Genomic DNA, 22,410 nt, shown 5'->3' on the forward strand with positions numbered 1-22,410 from the left:
GAAAAATAAATCATTATTTGCCTCTAAACTAGGCATTGTTCTCGTATTAATACGGAATAAAGGCATGAAAATTTATACTAAAACCTTATCAACACTCGCACTTTTGCTATCAAATGTGATCGTGTGTACAAACGCGCTTGCACAAAATACGCTAACGCTTGAACAAGCGATTGAATTGGCGCAGCAACGCGATCTTTGGCAACAGCAAGCTCGATTCCAATCTAAGGCGCTCGACGCTCGCGAAATCGCGGCAGGTTCACTGCCAGATCCATCCATTAACTTCAGTTTAATGAACTTGCCGATGGATAGTTTCTCTTTTAATCAAGAAGCGATGACTCAAGCTAAAGTCGGTGTTGCTCAAATGTTCCCTCGCGGCGATAGTCTCAACATAGCACAGCGTAAGGTAGCGCTCGAGCGTAACCAACTTGATTGGCAGCAGGCCAATCGCTACAACCAGATAGCATTATTAGTCAGCGAACTATGGTTGGATGGCGTCGCTGCAGACGGTGCTATTCTCCTTATCGAGAAAAACAAACAACTATTCGAACAGTTGATGGAAGTCACAAAAGCCAGTTACGCCAGTGCTCTTGGTAAAGTAAGACAACAAGACGTAATCCGTGCCGAGTTAGAACTACTGCAACTTGAAGAACGTTTAGCGAGTGAACAGCAAAAACGCGCTAATATACACGCTCGATTGACGTCTCTTATACAACGAAATGACTTTACCTTTGAAGACGTTAAGTTTGATTTCAGCGTGCTTCCTGCACTTAAGTTGGGCGAGCGCATTAAAACGAAAAGCCAAGAAGAGCTTCTTTCACTGTTAACCGTTCATCCGACCATTAAAGCCTTGCAAACGCAAGAACTAACAGTGGCTCAAGACATCGAATTGGCAAAGCAGAATTACAAACCACAATGGGGTGTGAACGCAAGTTATGGTTACCGTGACGATGCCGACAATGGTATGAATCGAGCCGACTTTTTCTCAGTAGGTGTAAGCTTTGATCTGCCTATTTTCACTTCCAATCGCCAAGATCAACAGCTACAGGCAGCGCAATCTCAAGCTGAAGCGACAAAAACCGCGACTCAGCTTACGATAAAGTCCCTACTTGGCCAAACCTATGCGGAAATTTCGAATTTGGAACGGTTATTTGAGCGTCAAACCCGTTACAAATCTCAACTTGAAAAACAAAGCAGTGAGCAAGCCGAAGCGACACTTACCGCCTACACACACGATGACGGTAATTTTACTGACGTCGTATGGGCACGTGTCAACGTACTCAATATCCAACTCGCTTCACTCAACATCGATATTCAAGCACTCAAGAGTGTGGCCAAACTAAACGCCTTACTCCAACCAAATCTGGGCCAATACCAAGGAGCACCGCAATGAACCGTTCAATCACTCTCATCTCTTTAATTTTGCTCGGTTTTGGTGCTGGTGTTATAAGTACGAACCTGTTTTCGACAGGACACAAGGCAAATGAAGCCTCTGTAAATGAAGAGAAAAAACCACTTTACTGGGTCGCCCCAATGGATTCGAATTATCGACGAGATTCACCAGGAAAATCACCTATGGGGATGGATCTTGTTCCAGTGTATGAAGAAAATGATTCGCAAAGCGTTGGAACAGTCAAGATCAGCCCTGAAGTCGTCAACAATCTTGGTGTTCGAACGATTACAACAACGAAAGCGTCACTGCATGATTCAATCAAAACCGTGGGTTATGTTCAATACGATGAAGATTCGTTGTTGCATATTCATCCACGAGTCGAAGGCTGGATCGAAACCTTGTACGTTAAAGCAGCTGGCGATCCAGTGAAAGCAAATACGCCGCTATACACGTTATATTCTCCTGAGCTTGTTAATGCACAAGAGGAGTTTTTAATTGCAATTAATCGTAACAATCAAGCATTGATCAACGCTTCTAAAGCACGTTTACAAGCGCTTCAACTTTCTCCGAGCTTTATCGAGAAACTCGCCAGCGAGCGAAAAGTAAAGCAATCTATTACCTTCTACACGCCTCAATCGGGTGTAATTGATGGCATGCAAGTACGCGAGGGTTTCTATGTAAAACCCGGCACTACGCTGATGAGCATTGGACAACTCGATACCGTCTGGGTAGAAGCGGAAGTCTTTGAACGTGACGCGGCAAAAATTCATCTCGAACAGCCAGTCACAATGACATTAGACTACTTGCCAGGCCGCTCATGGGAAGGAAAAGTAAATTACATTTACCCAACAGTAGAGGCGAAAACACGCACGCTACGTGTCCGATTGAAGTTTGCCAATCCAGATTTGGCACTTAAGCCAAACATGTTTGCAGCGGTACAAATTCACACCTCATCGACACAACAGCACCTCATTGTGCCTAAAGAAGCCGTGATCCGCACGGGTAGCCAAGACAGAGTTGTACTTGCAAAAGGCGATGGCCGCTTTAAATCGGTCGAAGTGCAGCTTGGTCTTTGGGGCAAAACCCATGTTGAAATCTTAAGCGGTCTTGCAGAAGGCGATGAAATTGTTACATCCGCACAATTTCTCATTGATTCTGAGTCGTCAAAAACGTCTGATTTCAAGCGCATGGAAACGTCAGCGAATACCCTTTGGATTGCAGGCGAAATTCGCCAACTCGACACGGAAAATCGCGTTGCAACCATTAAACATGAGGCCGCACCTGACTGGGGATGGCCAGAAATGACGATGGATTTTAACCTTGATGAGCGAGTTGACGTAAAGCAACTTGCCGTTGGTCAGTCACTTCATTTTGAAGTAACGAAGCAACAAGATGGTTCGCTCAGTGTGACTGGAATTCACGTTATGGGCATGGCCGAAAAAACGTATCCGAGTGCGGAGGTCGGGGGAATAATCAACTCTATCGATATTGCCAACCGCACGTTAAACATTAGCCGAGACGCGATTGAAAAATGGGATAGACCTGCTGCAACGATGGATTTTTTAGTCGCTGATGACATTGACATGAACACATTATCGCCAAATATGTCCGTCCAATTTCGCTTTGAAATCCAAGACGATTTTGTGGTTGTAGAAATCATGCCACAGCAATCTCACGCTGGTCACTAGGAGCAACGATAATGATTGAAGCGATTATTCGTTGGTCGATAGGCAACCGATTCTTTGTTTTGCTTGTCACCTTAATGTTAAGTGGAGCTGGGATATTTGCGCTCAAGCAAACGCCCATTGATGCGATTCCGGATCTCTCGGACGTTCAGGTCATCATCAAAACATCCTATCCAGGTCAAGCACCTCAAGTGGTACAAGATCAAGTAACGTTTCCACTCACTACGGCAATGTTGTCTGTACCGGGTGCGCAAACCGTACGCGGCTACTCGTTCTTTGGTGACTCGTACGTCTACGTCATTTTTGATGATAAAACAGACTTGTATTGGGCTCGCAGTCGAGTACTGGAGTATCTAAGCCAAGTGACTAGCAGTTTACCGGCGAACGCCAAATCTCAGCTTGGTCCTGATGCGACTGGTGTCGGTTGGGTTTACCTGTATGCGCTTGTAGACAAGACGGGTAGACACGATTTAAGTCAATTACGAAGTATTCAAGATTGGTTTTTAAAATACGAACTGCAAACGGTTTCCGGAGTTTCCGAAGTCGCCCCCATCGGCGGTATGGTTCGCCAATATCAAGTACAAGTGGATCCAGAGAAATTGCGCGCCTACAGCATTCCTTTGAGCTTAGTGCAAATTGCGCTAAAGCAGGGAAATCAAGAAACAGGCGCTTCTGTTATTGAAATGGCTGAAGCCGAATACATTGTTACCACAACAGGTTACATCCAAAGTATTCAAGACATTGAACAAATACCGCTTGGCCTAAATGACAAGGGGACTGCACTCACCATCGGTGACATTGCAACCATTACTTTCGGACCGCAGATGCGCAGGGGCATCGCGGAGCTTAACGGTGAAGGCGAAACGGTCGGTGGTGTTGTAGTTATGCGTTTTGGTGAAAATGCTGCGCAAACTATTGAAGGTGTAAAGGCTAAATTAAACAGCTTGAGCGCGAGTTTGCCGGAGGGAGTTGAAATAGTGACGGTTTATGACCGCTCCAACCTCATCGACCGGGCCATTGATAACCTCTGGGGTAAATTAGTAGAAGAATTGATTGTTGTTGCGCTCGTTTGTGTATTGTTTTTATTCCACATTCGCTCCTCAATCGTCGCGGTTGTTACGCTGCCACTTGGTATTTTAGTTGCCTTTCTCATCATGTATTTCCAAGGGATAAATGCCAACATAATGTCTCTTGGTGGGATTGCTATTGCTATCGGTGCGATGACCGACGGAGCAATCGTCATGATAGAAAATCTACATAAACATATGGCACATAAAGAAGTCACCGATGAAAACCGTTGGCAAGTGGTTGCAGAGGCGGCAAGTGAAGTTGGCCCAGCTTTATTTTTCAGCTTATTGATTATCACGGTTAGTTTCTTACCGGTATTTATTTTGGAAGCACAAGAGGGTCGCATGTTTGCGCCACTCGCTTACACCAAAACTTATGCGATGGCAGCATCGGCAGGGCTTGCAATTACCCTAGTGCCCGTTTTGATGGGTTACGTTATCCGCGGAAAGGTCATCGCAGAAGAGAAAAACCCTCTTAATCGATTACTTATTTCAGCGTATATGCCTCTGCTCAAAGTGGCGCTTGCGCGACCAAAGACAACACTCGCCATGGCTGTTTTAATCACGGTCATCGGTTTCTACCCTATCAACAAAATTGGCACTGAGTTTATTCCTCCGCTCGATGAGGGCGATTTAATGTATATGCCAACGACTTACCCAAGTATTTCGATAGGAAAAGCGCGCGAATTATTGCAACAGACCAATAAGCTTATTGCGACGGTTCCAGAAGTTGAAAATGTTTTCGGTAAAATTGGCCGGGCAGAAACTGCGACAGATCCAGCACCGCTAACAATGATCGAGACGTTCATACAGCTTAAACCTCAATCTCAGTGGCGTGAAGGCATGACAACGGATAGCCTCAAAAAGGAGCTTGATGCTTTAGTGCAGTTTCCAGGCCTCACGAATGCTTGGGTTATGCCGATTAAAACCCGTATAGATATGCTTGCTACCGGCATAAAAACCCCTGTGGGGATCAAAATTGCAGGACCTTCTTTAGATGAAATTCAGCGCTTGGGGCAAGACATCGAGCGCTTGCTTTCTCCTTTGAAAGGTACCGCATCGGTGTATTCCGAGCGAGTTGCGCAAGGTCGTTATATCAAGGTAGATATAGACCGATTGAAAGCCGCTCGATATGGTTTGAACGTCACTGAAATTCAGCAAATTGTATCGACAGCAATTGGCGGGATGAATGTGACTGAAACCGTTGAAGGCCAAGAGCGTTATCCCGTAAATATGCGTTACCCCCAAGACTATCGAGATTCACCTGAAGCACTTGCTCGCTTACCACTCGTTACGCCCAAAGGACAGCACATCGCACTAAGTGATGTAGCCCATGTTTATATTGAAAATGGCCCACCAGGCATAAAAAGTGAGAACGCACGTTTGAACGGCTGGACCTTTGTCGACATTGAGAACGTAGATGTCGGTTCATACGTTAAACATGCTAAACAACTATTGGCAGAGAAATTAGACCTACCTTCAGGATATTCAATCTCGTTTGCTGGTCAATATGAATATATGGAGCGTGCCAAAGCAAAACTCAGTTATGTTTTGCCACTGACGCTTGGCATTATCATAGTTCTACTCTATCTAAATTTCCGTCAAGTAAGTGAAGTACTGCTTATCATGGGTACTTTACCAATGGCGCTAATTGGTGGTTTGTGGCTTCTCTATCTTGAAGGATTTAACTTCTCAGTAGCGGTAGGTGTTGGCTTCATCGCACTGGCAGGGGTTGCTGTCGAAATCGGTGTGTTAATGCTGGTGTATTTGAATCAAGCCTATCAAGAATTGCAAAAATCACATACGCAAACAGGCGTTGAAATCACTAATGAATCGCTAATGTTAGCAGTAGCGAATGGTGCGGGACTGCGCGTACGCCCAATCATGATGACCGTTGCAACCATAATTATCGGTCTCGTGCCCATTCTTTATGGCACAGGAACTGGCAGTGAAATCATGAGTCGCATCGCGGCCCCAATGGTTGGCGGCATGGTTTCAGCGGTCGTGCTTGCGTTGTTTGTTTTACCCACCGCGTTTTTGTTGCTCAAACGCAATTTGCGCTAACTAGAATGAAGGGGAAGCGTGCGTTGTTCGGTTGCACGCTTTCCTTTTTTAGACGTAACATTCACGCACAAAGAACAATCCAACACGCATCATCGTTTACTCCATTTACAAAAATCCTGTAAAATGGTTCGATCCAATTTTCTTGGACAGGTTATAATAGAGGAACAATGTAGGTCGTAAGGACAGCGGCGATAATCACCAATTTATAGCTAAATATAAATTGGTCATAGAGGTTCAACGCATGTATTCCTTTTTAATGTCTTTGTTTTTATTGGTCTTTACCTCAACAAGTTTGGCAGCTCATTTACGCATTCAAGTACCTTCGGATTACATTCCAAAAAAAGGTGAAACCCCTGTTGATATTGGTGCTACCGTTTTCGCACACGTAGCTCGATTGGTTGACGAAAAAATAGATTTAGAATACATGCCAGCCAGCCATCAACGAGAGTGGCGAGAGTTACGAAGCAATCCCTATGCATGTCTTTACAACAAACAAAAAACCTCCGCTCGTGAAAAAGACGCCATATTTAGCCATTACCCACTTATCGCTTTTCCGTCAATCAGACTAGTCTTAACAAAATCGATTACATTGCCAGACCAAATTTCACTTACCGACGTGCTAAAGTCAGCACATTTAAAAATCGGTGTGGTAAAAGGCCGTTCTTATGGTGAAGAACTCGATAATATCATTGAGGCAAACAGAGAAGCATTTGTGTGGGGCGAAGGGCTCAATTCGGCATTTAACCACCGAGAGCGAGTTGCAAAAGGCACCTTGGATGGTGTACTTGAATACAGTGAAGTTTACCTTGATCACTTTGCCAACCGACCAGAATCAGACGAAGTCACTTTCCATTCGATTGAAGGTGTTAACGAAACCGTTTTTGGCTACATTGCTTGCGCACGCAGTGTCCATGGTAAAATGGCGATAGCCAGCTTTGACGAAGCAATGGACAAACCTGAGTACTTCAACTACATGATCAACATGCATCGTGTTTCCTTCCCTGCTGTAGAGTTCCAATTTTTGAAAGATGCTCTTGAAGCCGCTTACCAAATCCCTGCCAAAAGTAATGCCGTTCAATCTGATTCCACATTGCATCTGGCGCGCAGAAAATAAAAAACATTCTCCTAAAAAGAATGAAAGTAGCTTTTTTTACTAATTTTATTATTTTAAAGCGGTAACTATACTTTCTCCATCAACTGCACATACGCAGTGAACAAATAAAACTTTGGAGACTACCATGAAACTAGTAACTGTAATTTCAGACAATAAAACCCTTTCAAATATTGCCCTTCTATTTGCTCGCCTCAGTATGGCCGCTATCTTTTTACTCGCTGGCTTGAACAAAGTGCAATATTACGATGGAAATGCACAGTACATGGCTTCAAGTGGATTGCCAGCGGAATTACTTCCTTTAGTCATTGTGTTTGAGATTGGTGCTGCACTTTTGATTATCAGCGGATTTATGACACAAATCACGGCTATCGCGCTTGCTGGATTTAGTATCGTAAGTGCATTGTTATTCCACTTTAATCTGAGCGACCAAATGCAGTTCATCCTGTTTTTCAAAAATGTGGCGATGGCAGGTGGATTCTTGGCTTTGGCTGCAACCGGAGCTGGGCGCTTTAGTATTGACCATAAAATCCTGTCGAAATAAAACGACACGCTAGGAAATAAAAAACCACAACATTTAGTTTTGTGGTTTTTTAATTTTTTTCGTTGCTAATTTTGTCTGTGCTAACGTACGTAATTTGAAGAGATGCTTGAACTGTTCATTGCCGTAAACGCCTAAGAATTCTCCGATATAGCCACAAAATGCTTTCTTTAGCGCAGACCATAAGCTGAAGCGCGTGTTCAGACTTTCACAACCACATCGTGAACAGGATGAAAGTCATCCATTAGCAACCTTGAAAAATTTCACATTTACGCAAATAAGACGTACATTCATGCGTTGACGCTGTTTCAAAAATCATTGGAGTTTTTACGAAGACCATGGACATTTCGCTTTCAATAAGGCAATACCAGCAGCAGCGTCGATCACACTCCCACACCTATCATCAGATAGTTTTACCGTTAAACGGGTATATTGAAATAACAACATTGCACTATTCAGGGACAATTTCCCGCGGTGAATGCGTTGTTATTCTCGCCGGTTTAACTCATACATTTAGAGCACAAGAAGACGCTCGATTCATCGTCGCAGACTTAAACCAACTCCCTACTAGGTTGACTCTCGAACACCATAATAAATATCAGCTTTCTTCGACATTTATGCACTTTCTCACGTTTATTGAATCGCAATTGCAATCAAGGGTCGATAAGAACATCGAACATCAATCTTGTAGGTTGTTTTATGTATTGCTCGATACGTTAAGTGAACATATTGCGCAAGACAAACGGATCCAAGCAGTGATGATCTACATGCAAGAAAATCTTTCAAACGAGTTAACCCTTGAGATGCTTGCAGGCATCGCTTGCCTAAGTCCAACCCAATTTAAAAAACGCTTTACTGCTGTATTAAGTGAAACTCCAATGGCTTACCTGACAAGATTGAGAATGGAGAAAGCGAAAGCATTACTACATCACACCGATATGCCAATTAATCTTGTCGCCTACAAAGTTGGTTACCATGATCATTCCGCTTTTAGTCGACGCTTTTATCGATTTTTCGGCATATCACCATCAAAAACACGCTAGAAAATAATTTATTTTCTGCCTAACGATACGTCTTATTAGCACAATCCAGTGTAAGTATTCAGGCTAATATTGAACGACAGTCTCATTCCTTCAGAACGAAATAAAAGGTGAAAATAAAATGAGTGAAACAATATCTTGGCAGGACTTTGAACGTATCCAAATTTGTGTGGGTACCATTATCGAGGCGAAACCGTTTCCTGAAGCCAGAAAACCTGCGTTTAAATTGTACGTTGATTTTGGAGAGCTAATCGGCGTAAAGAAATCGAGTGCTCAAATCACGGACTTATACTCGATAGAAACGTTAGTCGGTAAACAAGTTGTCGCTGTGATTAATTTCCCCGAGAAACAAATTGGTCCTTTTAAGTCTCAATGCTTAGTAACCGGTTTTCATAACGAAAATGGCCATGTTGCGTTAGCCATTCCCGAATGTAAGGTGCCCAATGGCACTCGCCTCGCGTGAAACAGACGTACCCGGGTTCACTCATCACTTAACCTTTGGCTAAGTGATGAGTGAACCCATTTTCAAGTTTTTGATATTCTTCTTTGTAATTGTCTGTCACGAGTGCAGCATCAATTTGGTGAAAGTAATAGAGTGAATTTTGAACATCATGTAGTTCATAAAGCGATTGAGATAAACGAAGTAGATACAATACTCTGAACGAAGCAAGCTCAGGTTCCTCGACATATTGCAGCGTTTCAAGAAAGTAGCGACTGGCTTCATTAAATTGATTATTTAACTGAAGTGTTCGTGCTAGGTTGCCAAGTGCAATCTGCATTTTACCGCGATGACCAATTCTACGAGCGTATTCTAGGGCCGTTTTGCGGTGTTCCACTGCCTTTTCCAGATTGTTCCATCCGAAAAAAACATTCGCCAATTGTTCGTTTAACTCATAAAGAAAATTAGGGTCTTTACTTTTTGCAAAGCGATTTTGTGCCATCAACAAGATTTGATATGCGCGCTTCGTGTGACCAAAAACGACCTGCAAATTTGCAAGCTCGATAACTCTTAATGGATCGCCAAACGCTCCATAGAGACCTTCTAATAGCACTCCGGTTTGATTCGCGTAGTGCTCTGCTTTTGCTTTAGGCCCAACAACCTGAAGACTTTTTGCATAATAAAAGTTTAGTTGTGCACAAAAAATAGGGGGAAGGCTAGATTGCTCAGCTAATAGTGGTTCTATCTCAACGATGAGTTGTTCAAATTTCTGAAAATCATAAAGATAATCAAGCTGGTAGGATTTTATTTTCAACCAATCGTGGGATAAATACTCTTTTTCAGACAACCGTTTGTTGATAAAGTCAATGCAAGAGACAGATGTCGTTTGCGCGCAGTAGGTTTCATGGTCACTTATGTGTTCTGCACCTACCGCTACTTGCAGAGATAAAAAAGAGAGAGCAAGAAATGCTATGAATCTATTCATAATTGCTTGTTTTAATTTTATTTTTATTAAACTAAGTCAGTTTATCAAGATTCTTTTGGTTAAAAATCACACTTTGGTATTAATTTGGCTAAACGCCACAAAACAGCACAAAATAGACACACCAAACAAACAAAATATACACAAAAGTTACACAGCATCTATTTGGTGTAGGTTAGCAACTCGGTATTTGGTTATGTTAAGAGGTTACTCGAGTTCAGATAAAACACGTACCGCGATTTCAACATCCTCGTCTGTTGTTCGCCAGTTACTAAATGCAGCTCGGATTACGCTTTGGCCCTGCCAACGCCCTGGCGTCATAAACACTTTTCCTGACTGATTGACTTTTTTAAGCACATTTCGCGTATCCTCATCGCTGCCATTCTTCGGTTTAAAAAGTACTACATTTAATAGACACTCTTTGACTAACTCATAGCCTTCAGAACTACGAATCCAGTTTGCCAGTTGCTCAGCGCATTTTATATTATGCATAATTTGCGCTCTAACCCCGTCTCGCCCGTAACTAAGTAAAGTGGCAAAAACGGGTAACGCTCGGAAACGTCGTGAGTTTTCGATGCCAATCGACATAAAAGGAATTTCAGCATCTTCATTGGCGAGATAAGGCGCATCGACGTGACACGTCTCTTTAAGTACCTCTAAATGCCTCGTCAGAAACACACCGCAATCGTATGGCACATTGAGCCATTTGTGACAATCGAGCGTAATACTGTCAGCGTACTCTAAGCCTTTGGTTTTTCCATTTGGTCCTTCCACTAAACGTTCAAAAATTCCAAACGCAGCATCTACATGTAACCATGCTTTATACTCACGACAAATCTTAGCTACGCTGTCCAAGTCATCATAATCGGTGCCTGTCACCGTTCCTGCACTGGCTATCACGATAGGGACACATTTCGGATTTTGTTGTTTCAATGCCTTTAAATTTGAAATTAGGGAGTCTAACGCCAAGGCTTCTGAGTTTGGTTTTGTTTTAATCGCTTCCCATTGTTTCTGACCAAAACCTGCAAATCCGAGAGCTTTTACCATACTGGCGTGCGGAGTTGCGCTTAAAACCTTTGTCTCAACGCCATAAAAACCGTCCAATGCGACATTTATACCTCTTTGCTGTCCGGCATATTGCCGAGCCACGAGAGCACCAAGAACATTCGCGCTTGTGGCTCCAGTGGTAAAAACACCGTCGAACATGTTAGGTAATTCAAACAATTCAGTTAGCCATTTGAGAGTTAAACGTTCAATGTTGGATGCCGCAGAGTCCCCTCCCTTAGCCACATTCTGGTTTAGACAGGTTACTAGCCAATCGGCATAGGTTGCAGTTGGGTTAGCACCACCGGTCACAAACCCCCAATAGCGTGGACCGTTGCTGCCAGACAAGCGTGGTTCTATCTGGTGTCTAAATTCAGTACAAAACCCTGAAAATCCAAGACCACTTTCAGGTAACGCAAAATAGGAGTACGCATCGTTGCGCGCGACGACTGGCCGGTTGTTAAGTTCACCTTGATGATTTAATTGTTCTGCTAAGGCCGAGATTAAGTTCATACACTCCATGGGTTTTCCTTAGTTAATATCACTTTGACCAACTCAGTGTAGGTCACTTAGAATAAGATAACAGATACAGATTTCCATGAATTTTAGATAACAGATGAGCATACCAAAATACAAGATGCTTGCGGACCTAGTTCTGAGCAACATTTCAAAAGGCTTGTATGGACATGAACAACCCTTACCTTCCCTCAGGCAATTTTGCCAACTTCATGAAATTAGTATGACAACCGCACTCGCCACATATCGCTACTTAGAATCGTTGGGTTCTATCGTTGCAAGTGAAAAACGAGGATACTTTGTCTCTAACTCGCCACTAAAACCGGCCCAATTTGCTCAATTTGATGCTCAAATTAAATCTGTAGATGTTGCTCGACGCGATGATCAAAATCCACAGTTTGGATTCGCAACAGCGCAAATTGATTTGTTATTGATGGATTCAGAAAATTTGGCCGCAAGTGTGGCGAGGGTAAGCCGGAAAAATAACGCAATTTTTAGTTATGCTAACGTTGCAGGGAGCGACTTGCTGCGCGAGGCGCTTTGTAAACATTTTTCGAGCCAAGGATTTCATCTACAACCTCATGAGCTGGTTATTACACACGGCTGCTTAGATGCTGTCATGACTGCACTACAAACCGTATGTGAACGGGGTGACTCCGTCGCGGTTTCATCCCCTTGTTATAGTGGTCTTCTGAACGTTTTGGCCGTTCTGGGATTAAAAGCATATGAAATTCCAAGCGCTCAAGATGGCCTTGATCTCGCGCAGCTTGAAGACGCAATGGCGCGGAAAAAAATACAGGCCTGCCTGCTAACAGCCAATCACCAAAACCCAAGCGGCCACAGCATTAGCGCAAATCAAAAACGTGCATTGGCTGATATGGCACATCAATATCGTGTACCAATCATCGAAGATGATGTGTTTCGTGAACTCAGTCACTCTTTCCATGTCCCTGCCCCCATAAAATCTTATGATACGCACGGTTGGGTAATGTGGTGCAGCAGTGTGTCAAAAACGCTTGCTCCCGGGCTTCGGCTCGGCTGGTGTTTGCCCGGTCGATTTCATCAATCATTCTTAAATTTAGTTGCGGCACGGTCTCTTGGTGGAAATGCTCCATTGCAACTCGCTCTCGCCGATTACATAGAACGAGGCCATTATCGCCGGCACTTAAACAAGCTTAACCCGCAACTTGCGTTTCAATGTATGGAATATATTTCCATGGTTAATCAATACCTTCCTGAGCAAGTGTTGGCTCATTCACCAACCGGAGGGCTGGTACTGTGGCTAAATGTTGCACCGTTGCAAGGTGAAGAAATAAAAGCGCAATTAGCACAACAAGGGATCTCAATTCGCGCAGGCAATGAATTTTCAACAACGCCCCATTATCAACACTATATTCGTATTAATATGGGCCTAAAGCTGCAAGGTGAAGTGAAAGACAAATTTATCAACTTACTTGATTACCTAAACACAAAACTCGCGTCGAATGAACGCGACACAATTTACTGAAAACCCCGCATTTGCGGGGTTTAAAGGGTATTAATCAGAAAGCAGATTTGGAATTCGAACCGTGCCTTCCATTAGGACTCGTGCACTGCGACTCATAATTGCTTTAGTGGCTTGCCATTGTACATCTACTAATTTCGCTTCTGCACCAACTCTTAACGTGCCTGACGGGTGACCAAACGTGACTACGCTTCTCTCTCCACCACCAGCTGCCTGATTTACCAATGTACCAGGAATGGCCGCAGCAGTTGCTATAGCTACTGCAGCGGTGCCCATCATGGCATGATGTAGCTTACCCATTGATAATGCGCGAACGTTTAAGTCGATGTCGGTTACTGCAATGGGTTTACCACTTGAAGAAACATACGCTTTTGGTTTACCGACAAAAGCGATTTTCGGGGTATGCTGACGAGCTTCTGCTTCGCTTAGATCTTTTATCAAGCCCATTTTAAGCGCACCATGTGCACGAATGGTTTCGAAACGTTTTAATGCGTCCGCAGAACCGTTTATCGCATCTTGCAACTCGGTTCCATCGTAACCTAAGTCATCTGCGTTAAAAAACAGCGTTGGGATCCCGGCATTGATCATGGTCACTGGAAAAGCACCAATACCAGGCACTTCTAATACATCAACCAAGTTGCCCGACGGGAACATATCGCCTTCACCATCGCTTGGGTCCATAAATTCAACCACGACTTCCGCCGCAGGAAATGTCACACCATCGAGTTCAAAGTCGCCCGTTTCTTGCACTTCACCATTTGTCATTGGTACATGAGCAATAATCGTCTTGTGAATATTTGCTTGCCAGATACGCACTACCGCAACGCCATCATGAGGAATACGCGCCGCGTCCACTAAACCATTCGCAATGGCAAACGCGCCGACAGCCGCGGTTAAATTACCACAGTTACCACTCCAATCGATAAATGGTTTATCAATCGCCACTTGACCAAACAAATAATCGACGTCATGACCCACTTGAGTGCTTTTACTCAAAATCACTGTTTTACTGGTGCTTGAGGTCGCCCCGCCCATGCCGTCAGTGTGTTTACCATACGGATCGGGACTACCAATCACGCGCAGCAAAATCGCATCGCGCGCTGCCCCCGGCACTTGCGCATCCAACGGCAAATCCGTCAGATTAAGGAATACCCCTTTTGATGTACCGCCACGCATATACGTCGCCGGGATTTTCATTTGTGGTTTAAAACTCATATGCTTTCCTTTGGGCGATGATGCATCGCCCACAAAAACGTTGACTACACATTACCTTCAAGGAAATCTTGGGCGAAACGTTGTAACACCCCACCCGCTTCGTAAATAGAGACTTCTTCTGCAGTATCCAAACGGCACGTCACTGGCACTTCGATGCTTTCACCATTTCGACGATTAACAATTAACGTAAGCGTTGTGCCCGGTAAACGTTCGCCTTTAACGTCATAGGTTTCAGTTCCGTCAAGTTCGAGCGTTAAACGATTGGTACCCGCTTTAAACTCAAGTGGTAACACGCCCATCCCGATCAAGTTCGTACGGTGAATACGTTCGAACCCTTCTGCAACGATCGCTTCAACACCCGCCAAACGCACACCTTTTGCCGCCCAGTCACGTGACGAACCTTGACCATAATCGGCTCCCGCGACGATGATTAGTGGTTGTTTGCGCTCCATGTAGGTTTCAATTGCTTCCCACATGCGCGTTACTTGGCCTTCTGGCTCAACACGAGCCAGTGAACCTTGCTTCACGTTGCCCGCTTCATCACGCACCATTTCATTGAACAGTTTCGGGTTGGCAAACGTTGCTCGCTGCGCGGTTAAATGGTCGCCGCGGTGTGTGGCGTACGAGTTAAAGTCTTCTTCTGGTAAGCCCATTTTGTGCAGGTATTCACCCGCCGCGCTATCCATCATAATCGCGTTGGACGGCGATAAATGATCCGTCGTAATGTTATCGCCAAGCACTGCAAGAGGACGCATACCCGTCAGCGTACGCGGCGCCGCCAATGCACCTTCCCAATACGGAGGACGGCGAATATAAGTACTCATTGGTCGCCAGTCATACAGCGGATTGATGTGGTCGCCGTAATCGACGCTTAAATCAAACATTGGGTCGTAAATCGCTCGAAATTGCTCAGGCTTCACACTTTTTGCAATGACTGCGTCAATCTCTTCGTCTGATGGCCAAATGTCTTTAAGCGTAACCGATTGACCCGCTTGATCGTACCCTAAAACACCCGTTTCAATGTCAAAACGCACACTACCGGCAATCGCATAAGCCACCACTAGCGGCGGTGAAGCTAAAAAGGCTTGTTTCGCATAAGGATGAATACGACCATCAAAGTTACGGTTACCTGAGAGTACTGCCGTTGCATACAAGTCGCGGTCAATCACTTCTTGCTGAATAACCGGATCTAACGCGCCGCTCATACCATTACAGGTTGTACACGCAAACGCCACCACGCCAAAGCCAAGCTGTTCCAGCTCAGGCAATAGGTTGGCGTCTTCCATGTACGACTTAACGACTTTTGAACCCGGTGCGAACGAGGTCTTCACCCAAGGCTTACGGGTTAAGCCTCTGGCATTGGCATTACGCGCAAGTAAGCCTGCGGCTACAACGTTACGTGGGTTAGAGGTGTTAGTACAGCTGGTAATCGCTGCGATGATCACCGCGCCATCGGGCATTTTGCCCTCTTCTTCAACGTAGTCTTTCACGATACCTTGCGCAGCAAGCTCAGTCGTTGCCACACGGCGGTGCGGGTTCGACGGGCCTGCAAGGTTGCGAGTCACGGTCGATAAATCAAACTTAAGCACACGCTCGTATTGCGCATTTGCTAGGCTGTCCGCCCAAAGACCTGTTTGCTTCGCATAGTGTTCAACTAATTTCACTTGTTCTTCATCACGGCCAGTAATGCGAAGGTAATCAATGGTTTTTTCATCGATGTAGAACATCGCCGCTGTCGCACCATATTCTGGCGTCATGTTTGAAATGGTTGCACGGTCACCTAAGCTCAGACTCTTAGTGCCTTCACCGAAGAACTCTAAATACGCTGAAACAACACGTTCTTTACGCAAAAATTCAGTGATCGCCAGCACGATATCGGTGGCAGTAATACCCGGCTGTCTTTGACCGATTAATTCAACACCAACGATATCTGGTAAACGCATATACGACGCACGACCTAGCATCACGCTTTCGGCTTCAAGCCCCCCCACACCAATCGCGATAACACCTAATGCGTCGACATGCGGTGTATGGCTGTCAGTACCTACTAGCGTATCAGGAAACGCTACACCATCGCGCACTTGAACGACTGGCGACATTTTCTCAAGGTTGATTTGGTGCAAAATACCATTGCCTGGCGGGATCACATCGACGTTTTTAAACGCGGTTTTTGTCCAGTTAATAAAGTGAAATCGGTCCTCGTTACGACGATCTTCCACTGCGCGGTTTTTCTCGAATGCATCTTTATCAAAACCACCATATTCCACCGCAAGAGAGTGGTCTACGATAAGCTGCGTTGGCACCACAGGGTTTACTTTTGACGGATCGCCGCCTTTTTCTGCGATGGCATCACGAAGACCCGCCAAATCCACCAGCGCGGTTTGACCTAGAATGTCGTGGCAGACCACGCGCGCAGGAAACCATGGGAAATCTAAATCTCGGCGACGTTCGATAATCTGTGTGAGTGAGTCTGTCAATGTGTCTGGAGCACAACGACGTACTAAGTTTTCGGCAAGTACACGCGAAGTATAAGGCAGCGTGTCATAAGCGCCCGGTTTAATGGTTTCGACCGCTTCGCGCGTATCAAAAAAATCTAAATTGGTATTTGGTAAGGTCTTACGAAATTGCGTGTTCATGTTTATATCCAACTGCAATCGGTGACAGGATTGACAGCAACGTTTGCTGTCACAGCCAAGTGCTATTCACACTTGGCATTTTGATCTTTCTAAATGGAATTAACGTTGTGCGATCGGTGTAACAGAACGCAGCTCTTCACCAACATACTCCGCCGATGGGCGAATAATACGGTTATCTGCGCGTTGTTCCATCACGTGAGCCGCCCAACCCGTTAAGCGTGACATCACGAAAATCGGTGTGAACAATTTAGTAGGAATGCCCATAAAGTGGTACGCAGAGGCATGGAAGAAATCCGCATTACAGAATAGCTTTTTCTCGCGCCACATGACTTCTTCACAACGCACTGACACTGGGTACAGTACCGTGTCGCCGACATCTGCAGCTAGTTTTTCAGACCATTGTTTGATAATTGCGTTACGCGGATCAGACTCTGAGTAAATCGCATGTCCGAAGCCCATGATTTTCTCTTTGCGTTCCAACATGCCCATCATTTCTTGCTCAGCGTGATCTGCTGAGTTAAAGCGTTCGATCATTTCCATTGCAGCTTCGTTTGCACCACCATGTAATGGACCACGTAGTGAGCCGATGGCACCAGTAATACAGGAATGCATATCCGAAAGCGTGGATGCACACACGCGAGCCGTAAACGTAGACGCATTAAATTCATGCTCCGCATACAGGATCAAAGACACATGCATGACGCGCTCATGGAGTTCTGATGGCTTTTTGCCATGAAGTAAGTGTAAGAAATGCGCGCCGATTGAATTGTCGTCTGTTTCAACATCAACACGAACGCCATCGTGCGTAAAGCGGTACCAGTAACAAATGATACTTGGGAACGCCGCTAACATACGATCTGTGACTTGCTGTTGCATGTCAAAGCTGTGCTCACCTTCAAGGTTACCGAGCATAGAACAACCTGTACGTAACACGTCCATTGGGTGTGCATCAGCAGGAATACGCTCAAGCACATCTTTAAGTGCTTGTGGTAAACCACGCATACCCTTCAATTGTGCCTTGTACGTGGCGAGTTCGTCTTGCGTCGGAAGATGACCTTTTAGAATAAGATGCGCAACTTCTTCGAACTCACAATTTTCCGCTAAATCTTTAACATCATAGCCACGGTAAGTTAAACCCGAACCAGATTTACCCACGGTTGATAATGCTGTTTTACCCGCTACTTGACCGCGTAAACCCGCTCCACTTAGTACTTTTGCCATTTGTTGTCTCCTGAATTTTTCCTGCTGTTTTACATGTCCTTGCTGTCGTTTTTATTGCAAAGGACGAAAAGGTGCGTTGCCGCGCACCTTGCAATTATTTGTTTTTACCTTCCGCGAAGAGCTGATCAAGCTTATGCTCATAATCGTGGTACCCTAAATAATCATACAGTTCCATGCGCGTTTGCATGGTATCGATTACCGCTTTTTGGTCACCATTGGCAAGGATAGACTGATACACCATTTCTGCTGCTTTATTCATTGCTCGGAATGCGCTGAGTGGGTACAACACCATGTCTACTCCCCATGCACCTAGCTCTTCTTTGTTCCAAAGTTCGGTTTGCCCAAATTCAGTAATATTGGCAAGAATTGGAACATCCAATGCTTCGCTGAACGCGCGATAATGCTCTTCTGTTTTCACGGCTTCAGCAAATATCCCATCCGCACCCGCTGCAACGTAGGCTTTTGCTCGTTCAATCGCTTTTTCAAGACCTTCTTGTGCAAACGAATCCGTACGCGCCATGATAAAGAAGTTCGGGTCTGTACGCGCATCTACGGCCGCTTTTATACGATCCACCATTTCTTCAGTCGATACGATTTCTTTATTTGGACGGTGACCACAACGTTTTTGCGCCACTTGGTCTTCGATGTGCACTGCAGCGACACCGGCTTTTTCCATATCTTTTACGGTTTTAGCAATGTTAAAAGCCCCACCCCAACCTGTATCGATATCGACCATTAATGGCAAATCACACGCTGCGGTAATACGGTATACGTCTGCAAGTACGTCGTTTAGCGACGTCATGCCCAAATCAGGCAAACCATAGGAAGCGTTTGCGACACCGCCGCCCGACAAGTAAATTGCTTGGTGGCCGATGCGCTTCGCCATCATCGCGCTGTACGCGTTGATAGTCCCAACGATCTGTAATGGTTTATTCGCCGCTAACGCGTCACGAAATTTCTTTCCTGCACTCATGATGATCTCTCTTTGCTGTTATCGCTCGAAAGCTTGTTGGCAATGTTATTTTTAGAATATTGAATATGACGACGCATCAGCATTTCCGCAAGCTCAGGGTCACGATTACTGATTGCGCGCACAATATGTTTATGTTCATCAAACGCGGTAGTTACGCGTGGTCCCGCCATCCCTAACTGTACTCGATACATTCGAATCAGATGGTACATACCGTTAATAAGCATGTTAATTAGATGATTATTTTTACTACCAAGAATTATCCGATAATGAAAATCGACGTCCCCCGCTTCTTGATAGTATGACTCTCCACCTTTGACCTCATCAAAGTGATCACCAAGCAATGCGTTTAAACCTTGAATGTCTTCATCCGTCATGTGAATTGCAGCTAAACGAGCTGCCATCCCTTCTAGAGATTCACGTACTTGGTACAACTCTTCAAGCCCAGCCTCGCTTAGCGTGACGACTCGAGCACCGACATTCGCTTTACGCTCCACTAAATGACACGCTTCAAGACGGTTAATTGCTTCACGAACTACCGCTCGACTGACTGTGTACTTTGTCGACAATTCAGTTTCACTCAACTTAGTGCCTGAGGGGATCTCTCCATCGACAATTTCTTTTCGCATGCGATAAAACGTTTTGTCTGAAGAAGTTACAGCTTGCTCAGTAAAAATATCTAGGGCCATATTCAAAAGTGGAGATGACAAGTTGTAGACAATCTTAGCAGTATTCTAAGAATGATCAATATAAAACCCTAAGATTGTCGACAAAAGTAGCATGCCCTACACAATAAATTCACTTTCTCTATCAAGAGGCAGTCGACTATACTTAATTTAGTTCTAGCTGGAGTTGTTGATTGTGAAGTCATTTTTTAGAGCTTTGGTTGTAATCTTTGTTTCTGCGCTCACTTTTGATGCGTCGGCAAAGCTGCAAGTATTGACTGAGTTGTCCCCACCCAATCAAACAATGGTGAATAACGAAGTGACTGGTTCCAGTACGGAACTAGTGAGAATGATCCTGTCAAAATCCAATCTTGAAGGCGATTTTACTTTACTACCATGGGCTCGAGCCTACCATCTCGCAAAAAATCAACGCAATGCGCTGATTTATAGTATTGCCAGAACAACCGAGCGAGAAACACTCTTTCGTTGGATTGGCCCTGTAGCCGTATTTGAGCTTGGATTTGTCACCAATAGTTATAGAGACGATATTGCTCTAGCGACCGTAGAGCAAGCCAAAGCCTACCGAATTGCCGTACAACGTAACGATATTGCTCAGACGATTCTCACTGAAATGGGCTTTGACGTCGTCGTCACCAGTGATATTGAAAAGTCATATCAACTGTTAGTGACAAATAAAATCGATTTTGTGATTGATGACAAACGTCTGATTAAAAATATGGCGAAAGAACTCAATTTACCTGAAGATCAGTTTAAATTTGCGCTCCCTGTTCCTGAATTATTTGTCAAAGGCTATCTCGCGGCGAATAAAGATTTACCGGAAGAACAATATCAGGCGCTACTCAGTGCTTATCAGTACATTTCCAAATCGGCTGTTTATTCCGAAGTGCTTCACCTCAACTAGTCGAATTGACGGATAAGCAGTAACAGCGGGGCTGTGCGTGCAATTGAGCACCTTTATGACTGGTATGAGTTGTCGAACCTAAAAACAAAAAAGCAGGCCTGGGCCTGCTCTTTCATCAAATTCTGTAGCTCTATATATTAAAGAACTTTAATACTTTCAGCTTGAGGACCTTTTTGGCCTTGAGTGATAGAGAACTCAACCTTTTGGCCTTCTGCTAGCGTACGGAAACCGTTACCTTCGATAGCGCTGAAGTGAGCGAATACGTCAGGGCCGTTTTCCTGTGCAATAAAACCAAAACCTTTTGATTCATTAAACCACTTTACGGTGCCTGTTACAGTGTTTGACATAGTACTAAATCCTAAATATTAAACATTTGTGCCCGAAGGCATTTTAAAGATCAAAAAAATACGGAGCTTAAAACTTCAGGACGGTACTACAGCTTGCAAACGCGAGACAACGTAATGGAATTTCAAACGACGGACTTTTCTGTCCTTCACCATCTTATTGCCACTCATAGACCAAGTCAATGTATTTGGGGTCGGTATAAAAAATAATTCAAGCGTGTCTAACTTAGTTGATCTAGCACGTTAACGCGGGTTCTTGGATAAGGTAAAATAGCGACAATTCATTGATGGAAGGGGAACGAATTGACCCGTTTGTTGCAAGCTTTACTACTGAGTTGTAGTCTCTGTACATACACCTTTGCAAGTGAGCCAAAAGCGGCCACACAACTGCGGATTTCGTATCTAAACCACCCTTCTGTGCTTTCTTTCGCACTTCCAATTGTCAAAAGTGCTTACCTACGAGCAGGCGTCGATGCGGATTTTATCGAGCTTCCTGCACATCGTTTATTGCAAGAAATAGATGCAGGACACACTGATGGCGACGTGATCCATGCACAAGAGATATTTGCACCATTTTCCAACATTATGAAAGTGGGCCCACCCTTGACTCGCGTTGAATATCTACTCCTTTGTGCCCCAGAAGTGACTTGTGACAACTCGGTTTTGATTTCAAGTCCTGAAACGATTGTGGCCACCGACCAATCAAAAAGAGTGATCACCAGCCAGTACCCTTCAGCACGTAACCGTAATTTTTACCCGCTTAATTTTTTAGGAAAACTACCAGAACTCTTAAATACGCATCGATTTAATTACGCCATTTATATTGTTTCAAGCGAATGGCCGCTCCCCGAAAGCTTGCAACACTTACAGATGCATCCACTTTTTTCATCCGAAGCTTATCACATATTACATAAGCGATTTGCGAGCATTGCACCCGTGATAGGAAAAGCCATAGAAGAGGAATTAGAGAGGCGGCATAACCAAGGTAAACAAAACACCAACGAATAGAAAAACGTTGGGCTATTAGGTCATGCTCTGATAATAAATCTTTAAA

Annotated in this window: 18 protein-coding genes; 10 read left to right on the plus strand and 8 right to left on the minus strand. The window is 44.5% G+C overall.

Translation table 11 applies throughout. From position 1 onward, the window contains the following. Nucleotides 1–64: 64 nt before the first annotated feature. From NI389_RS18745 to NI389_RS18775, 7 genes are all read left to right on the plus strand, one after another. The gene (locus NI389_RS18745; RefSeq protein ID WP_308363000.1) at nucleotides 65–1,390 is read left to right on the plus strand and encodes a TolC family protein; all 1,326 of its coding nucleotides are present in this window, start codon (nucleotides 65–67) and stop codon (nucleotides 1,388–1,390) included. After that, entirely contained in the window at nucleotides 1,387–3,078 is a 1,692-nt protein-coding gene (locus NI389_RS18750; RefSeq protein WP_308363001.1) for an efflux RND transporter periplasmic adaptor subunit, read from the plus strand. Before NI389_RS18745 ends, NI389_RS18750 begins: the two co-directional genes overlap by 4 nt. An 11-nt stretch (nucleotides 3,079–3,089) precedes the next feature. Continuing rightward, complete coding sequence (locus NI389_RS18755; protein ID WP_308363002.1) at nucleotides 3,090–6,206, plus strand: efflux RND transporter permease subunit; 3,117 nt, start codon at nucleotides 3,090–3,092, stop codon at nucleotides 6,204–6,206. A gap of 241 nt (nucleotides 6,207–6,447) precedes the next feature. Then, nucleotides 6,448–7,320: an ABC transporter substrate-binding protein gene (locus NI389_RS18760; protein WP_308363004.1), complete on the plus strand. Its 873-nt coding sequence runs from the start codon at nucleotides 6,448–6,450 to the stop codon at nucleotides 7,318–7,320. 124 nt (nucleotides 7,321–7,444) lie between these two features. Further along, nucleotides 7,445–7,861, plus strand: coding sequence for a DoxX family protein (locus NI389_RS18765; protein ID WP_308363005.1), 417 nt, complete (start codon nucleotides 7,445–7,447; stop codon nucleotides 7,859–7,861). A 335-nt stretch (nucleotides 7,862–8,196) separates the two neighbouring features. Next, nucleotides 8,197–8,901: an AraC family transcriptional regulator gene (locus NI389_RS18770; protein WP_308363006.1), complete on the plus strand. Its 705-nt coding sequence runs from the start codon at nucleotides 8,197–8,199 to the stop codon at nucleotides 8,899–8,901. Nucleotides 8,902–9,019: 118 nt separating this feature from the next. Next, nucleotides 9,020–9,361 carry a tRNA-binding protein gene (locus NI389_RS18775; RefSeq protein ID WP_308363007.1) on the plus strand — a complete coding sequence of 114 codons (342 nt, stop codon included), beginning with the start codon at nucleotides 9,020–9,022 and terminating at the stop codon, nucleotides 9,359–9,361. Between the two features lie 28 nt (nucleotides 9,362–9,389). Here the strand turns inward: NI389_RS18775 and NI389_RS18780 are convergent, their stop codons facing one another. Beyond that, a complete protein-coding gene (locus tag NI389_RS18780; protein ID WP_308363008.1) occupies nucleotides 9,390–10,322 on the minus strand; it encodes a hypothetical protein in 933 nt (310 codons plus the stop codon). Between the two features lie 204 nt (nucleotides 10,323–10,526). Further along, on the minus strand, nucleotides 10,527–11,876 hold the full coding sequence (locus NI389_RS18785) for a pyridoxal phosphate-dependent decarboxylase family protein (RefSeq protein WP_308363009.1): 1,350 nt from the start codon (nucleotides 11,874–11,876) through the stop codon (nucleotides 10,527–10,529). Between the two features lie 103 nt (nucleotides 11,877–11,979). Between NI389_RS18785 and NI389_RS18790 the strand changes: the two genes are divergently transcribed. Then, the gene (locus NI389_RS18790) at nucleotides 11,980–13,386 is read left to right on the plus strand and encodes an aminotransferase-like domain-containing protein (protein WP_308363010.1); all 1,407 of its coding nucleotides are present in this window, start codon (nucleotides 11,980–11,982) and stop codon (nucleotides 13,384–13,386) included. Nucleotides 13,387–13,416: 30 nt separating this feature from the next. Here the strand turns inward: NI389_RS18790 and prpF are convergent, their stop codons facing one another. The 5 genes from prpF to NI389_RS18815 all read right to left on the minus strand — a co-directional run bounded on the left by prpF (nucleotide 13,417) and on the right by NI389_RS18815 (nucleotide 20,114). Next, the gene (prpF, locus tag NI389_RS18795; RefSeq protein ID WP_308363011.1) at nucleotides 13,417–14,598 is read right to left on the minus strand and encodes a 2-methylaconitate cis-trans isomerase PrpF; all 1,182 of its coding nucleotides are present in this window, start codon (nucleotides 14,596–14,598) and stop codon (nucleotides 13,417–13,419) included. Between the two features lie 44 nt (nucleotides 14,599–14,642). Continuing rightward, the gene (acnD, locus tag NI389_RS18800) at nucleotides 14,643–17,234 is read right to left on the minus strand and encodes a Fe/S-dependent 2-methylisocitrate dehydratase AcnD (protein WP_308363013.1); all 2,592 of its coding nucleotides are present in this window, start codon (nucleotides 17,232–17,234) and stop codon (nucleotides 14,643–14,645) included. A gap of 99 nt (nucleotides 17,235–17,333) precedes the next feature. Then, a complete protein-coding gene (prpC, locus tag NI389_RS18805) occupies nucleotides 17,334–18,455 on the minus strand; it encodes a bifunctional 2-methylcitrate synthase/citrate synthase (protein ID WP_308363014.1) in 1,122 nt (373 codons plus the stop codon). 94 nt (nucleotides 18,456–18,549) lie between these two features. Continuing rightward, the gene (gene prpB, locus NI389_RS18810) at nucleotides 18,550–19,428 is read right to left on the minus strand and encodes a methylisocitrate lyase (protein WP_308363015.1); all 879 of its coding nucleotides are present in this window, start codon (nucleotides 19,426–19,428) and stop codon (nucleotides 18,550–18,552) included. After that, nucleotides 19,425–20,114, minus strand: a complete 690-nt coding sequence (locus tag NI389_RS18815; protein ID WP_208845355.1) for a GntR family transcriptional regulator — start codon at nucleotides 20,112–20,114, stop codon at nucleotides 19,425–19,427. The genes prpB and NI389_RS18815 overlap by 4 nt, the downstream gene beginning before the upstream one ends. A 172-nt stretch (nucleotides 20,115–20,286) precedes the next feature. On the opposite strand from NI389_RS18815, the gene NI389_RS18820 reads away from it, so the two are divergent. Next, complete coding sequence (locus NI389_RS18820; protein WP_308363016.1) at nucleotides 20,287–21,012, plus strand: substrate-binding periplasmic protein; 726 nt, start codon at nucleotides 20,287–20,289, stop codon at nucleotides 21,010–21,012. Between the two features lie 137 nt (nucleotides 21,013–21,149). On the opposite strand, the gene NI389_RS18825 is transcribed toward NI389_RS18820, so the two are convergent. After that, nucleotides 21,150–21,359 carry a cold-shock protein gene (locus NI389_RS18825; protein WP_308363017.1) on the minus strand — a complete coding sequence of 70 codons (210 nt, stop codon included), beginning with the start codon at nucleotides 21,357–21,359 and terminating at the stop codon, nucleotides 21,150–21,152. A gap of 300 nt (nucleotides 21,360–21,659) precedes the next feature. Between NI389_RS18825 and NI389_RS18830 the strand changes: the two genes are divergently transcribed. Beyond that, nucleotides 21,660–22,364: a hypothetical protein gene (locus NI389_RS18830; protein WP_308363018.1), complete on the plus strand. Its 705-nt coding sequence runs from the start codon at nucleotides 21,660–21,662 to the stop codon at nucleotides 22,362–22,364. The last annotated feature ends 46 nt before the right edge of the window (nucleotides 22,365–22,410 follow it).

The organism is Pseudoalteromonas xiamenensis, assembly GCF_030994125.1.
Lineage (GTDB): Bacteria > Pseudomonadota > Gammaproteobacteria > Enterobacterales > Alteromonadaceae > Pseudoalteromonas > Pseudoalteromonas xiamenensis_B.

What these genes read in the sequence shown, in the direction of transcription:
- NI389_RS18790 (WP_308363010.1), top strand. Translation starts at nt 11,980, where the DNA reads ATGAGCATACCAAAATACAAGATGCTTGCGGACCTAGTTCTGAGCAAC.
- NI389_RS18755 (WP_308363002.1), top strand. Translation starts at nt 3,090, where the DNA reads ATGATTGAAGCGATTATTCGTTGGTCGATAGGCAACCGATTCTTTGTT.
- NI389_RS18750 (WP_308363001.1), top strand. Translation starts at nt 1,387, where the DNA reads ATGAACCGTTCAATCACTCTCATCTCTTTAATTTTGCTCGGTTTTGGT.
- prpC (WP_308363014.1), bottom strand. Translation starts at nt 18,455, where the DNA reads ATGGCAAAAGTACTAAGTGGAGCGGGTTTACGCGGTCAAGTAGCGGGT.
- NI389_RS18775 (WP_308363007.1), top strand. Translation starts at nt 9,020, where the DNA reads ATGAGTGAAACAATATCTTGGCAGGACTTTGAACGTATCCAAATTTGT.
- acnD (WP_308363013.1), bottom strand. Translation starts at nt 17,234, where the DNA reads ATGAACACGCAATTTCGTAAGACCTTACCAAATACCAATTTAGATTTT.
- NI389_RS18745 (WP_308363000.1), top strand. Translation starts at nt 65, where the DNA reads ATGAAAATTTATACTAAAACCTTATCAACACTCGCACTTTTGCTATCA.
- NI389_RS18780 (WP_308363008.1), bottom strand. Translation starts at nt 10,322, where the DNA reads ATGAATAGATTCATAGCATTTCTTGCTCTCTCTTTTTTATCTCTGCAA.
- prpB (WP_308363015.1), bottom strand. Translation starts at nt 19,428, where the DNA reads ATGAGTGCAGGAAAGAAATTTCGTGACGCGTTAGCGGCGAATAAACCA.
- NI389_RS18785 (WP_308363009.1), bottom strand. Translation starts at nt 11,876, where the DNA reads ATGAACTTAATCTCGGCCTTAGCAGAACAATTAAATCATCAAGGTGAA.
- NI389_RS18815 (WP_208845355.1), bottom strand. Translation starts at nt 20,114, where the DNA reads ATGGCCCTAGATATTTTTACTGAGCAAGCTGTAACTTCTTCAGACAAA.
- NI389_RS18765 (WP_308363005.1), top strand. Translation starts at nt 7,445, where the DNA reads ATGAAACTAGTAACTGTAATTTCAGACAATAAAACCCTTTCAAATATT.
- prpF (WP_308363011.1), bottom strand. Translation starts at nt 14,598, where the DNA reads ATGAGTTTTAAACCACAAATGAAAATCCCGGCGACGTATATGCGTGGC.
- NI389_RS18825 (WP_308363017.1), bottom strand. Translation starts at nt 21,359, where the DNA reads ATGTCAAACACTGTAACAGGCACCGTAAAGTGGTTTAATGAATCAAAA.
- NI389_RS18760 (WP_308363004.1), top strand. Translation starts at nt 6,448, where the DNA reads ATGTATTCCTTTTTAATGTCTTTGTTTTTATTGGTCTTTACCTCAACA.
- NI389_RS18770 (WP_308363006.1), top strand. Translation starts at nt 8,197, where the DNA reads ATGGACATTTCGCTTTCAATAAGGCAATACCAGCAGCAGCGTCGATCA.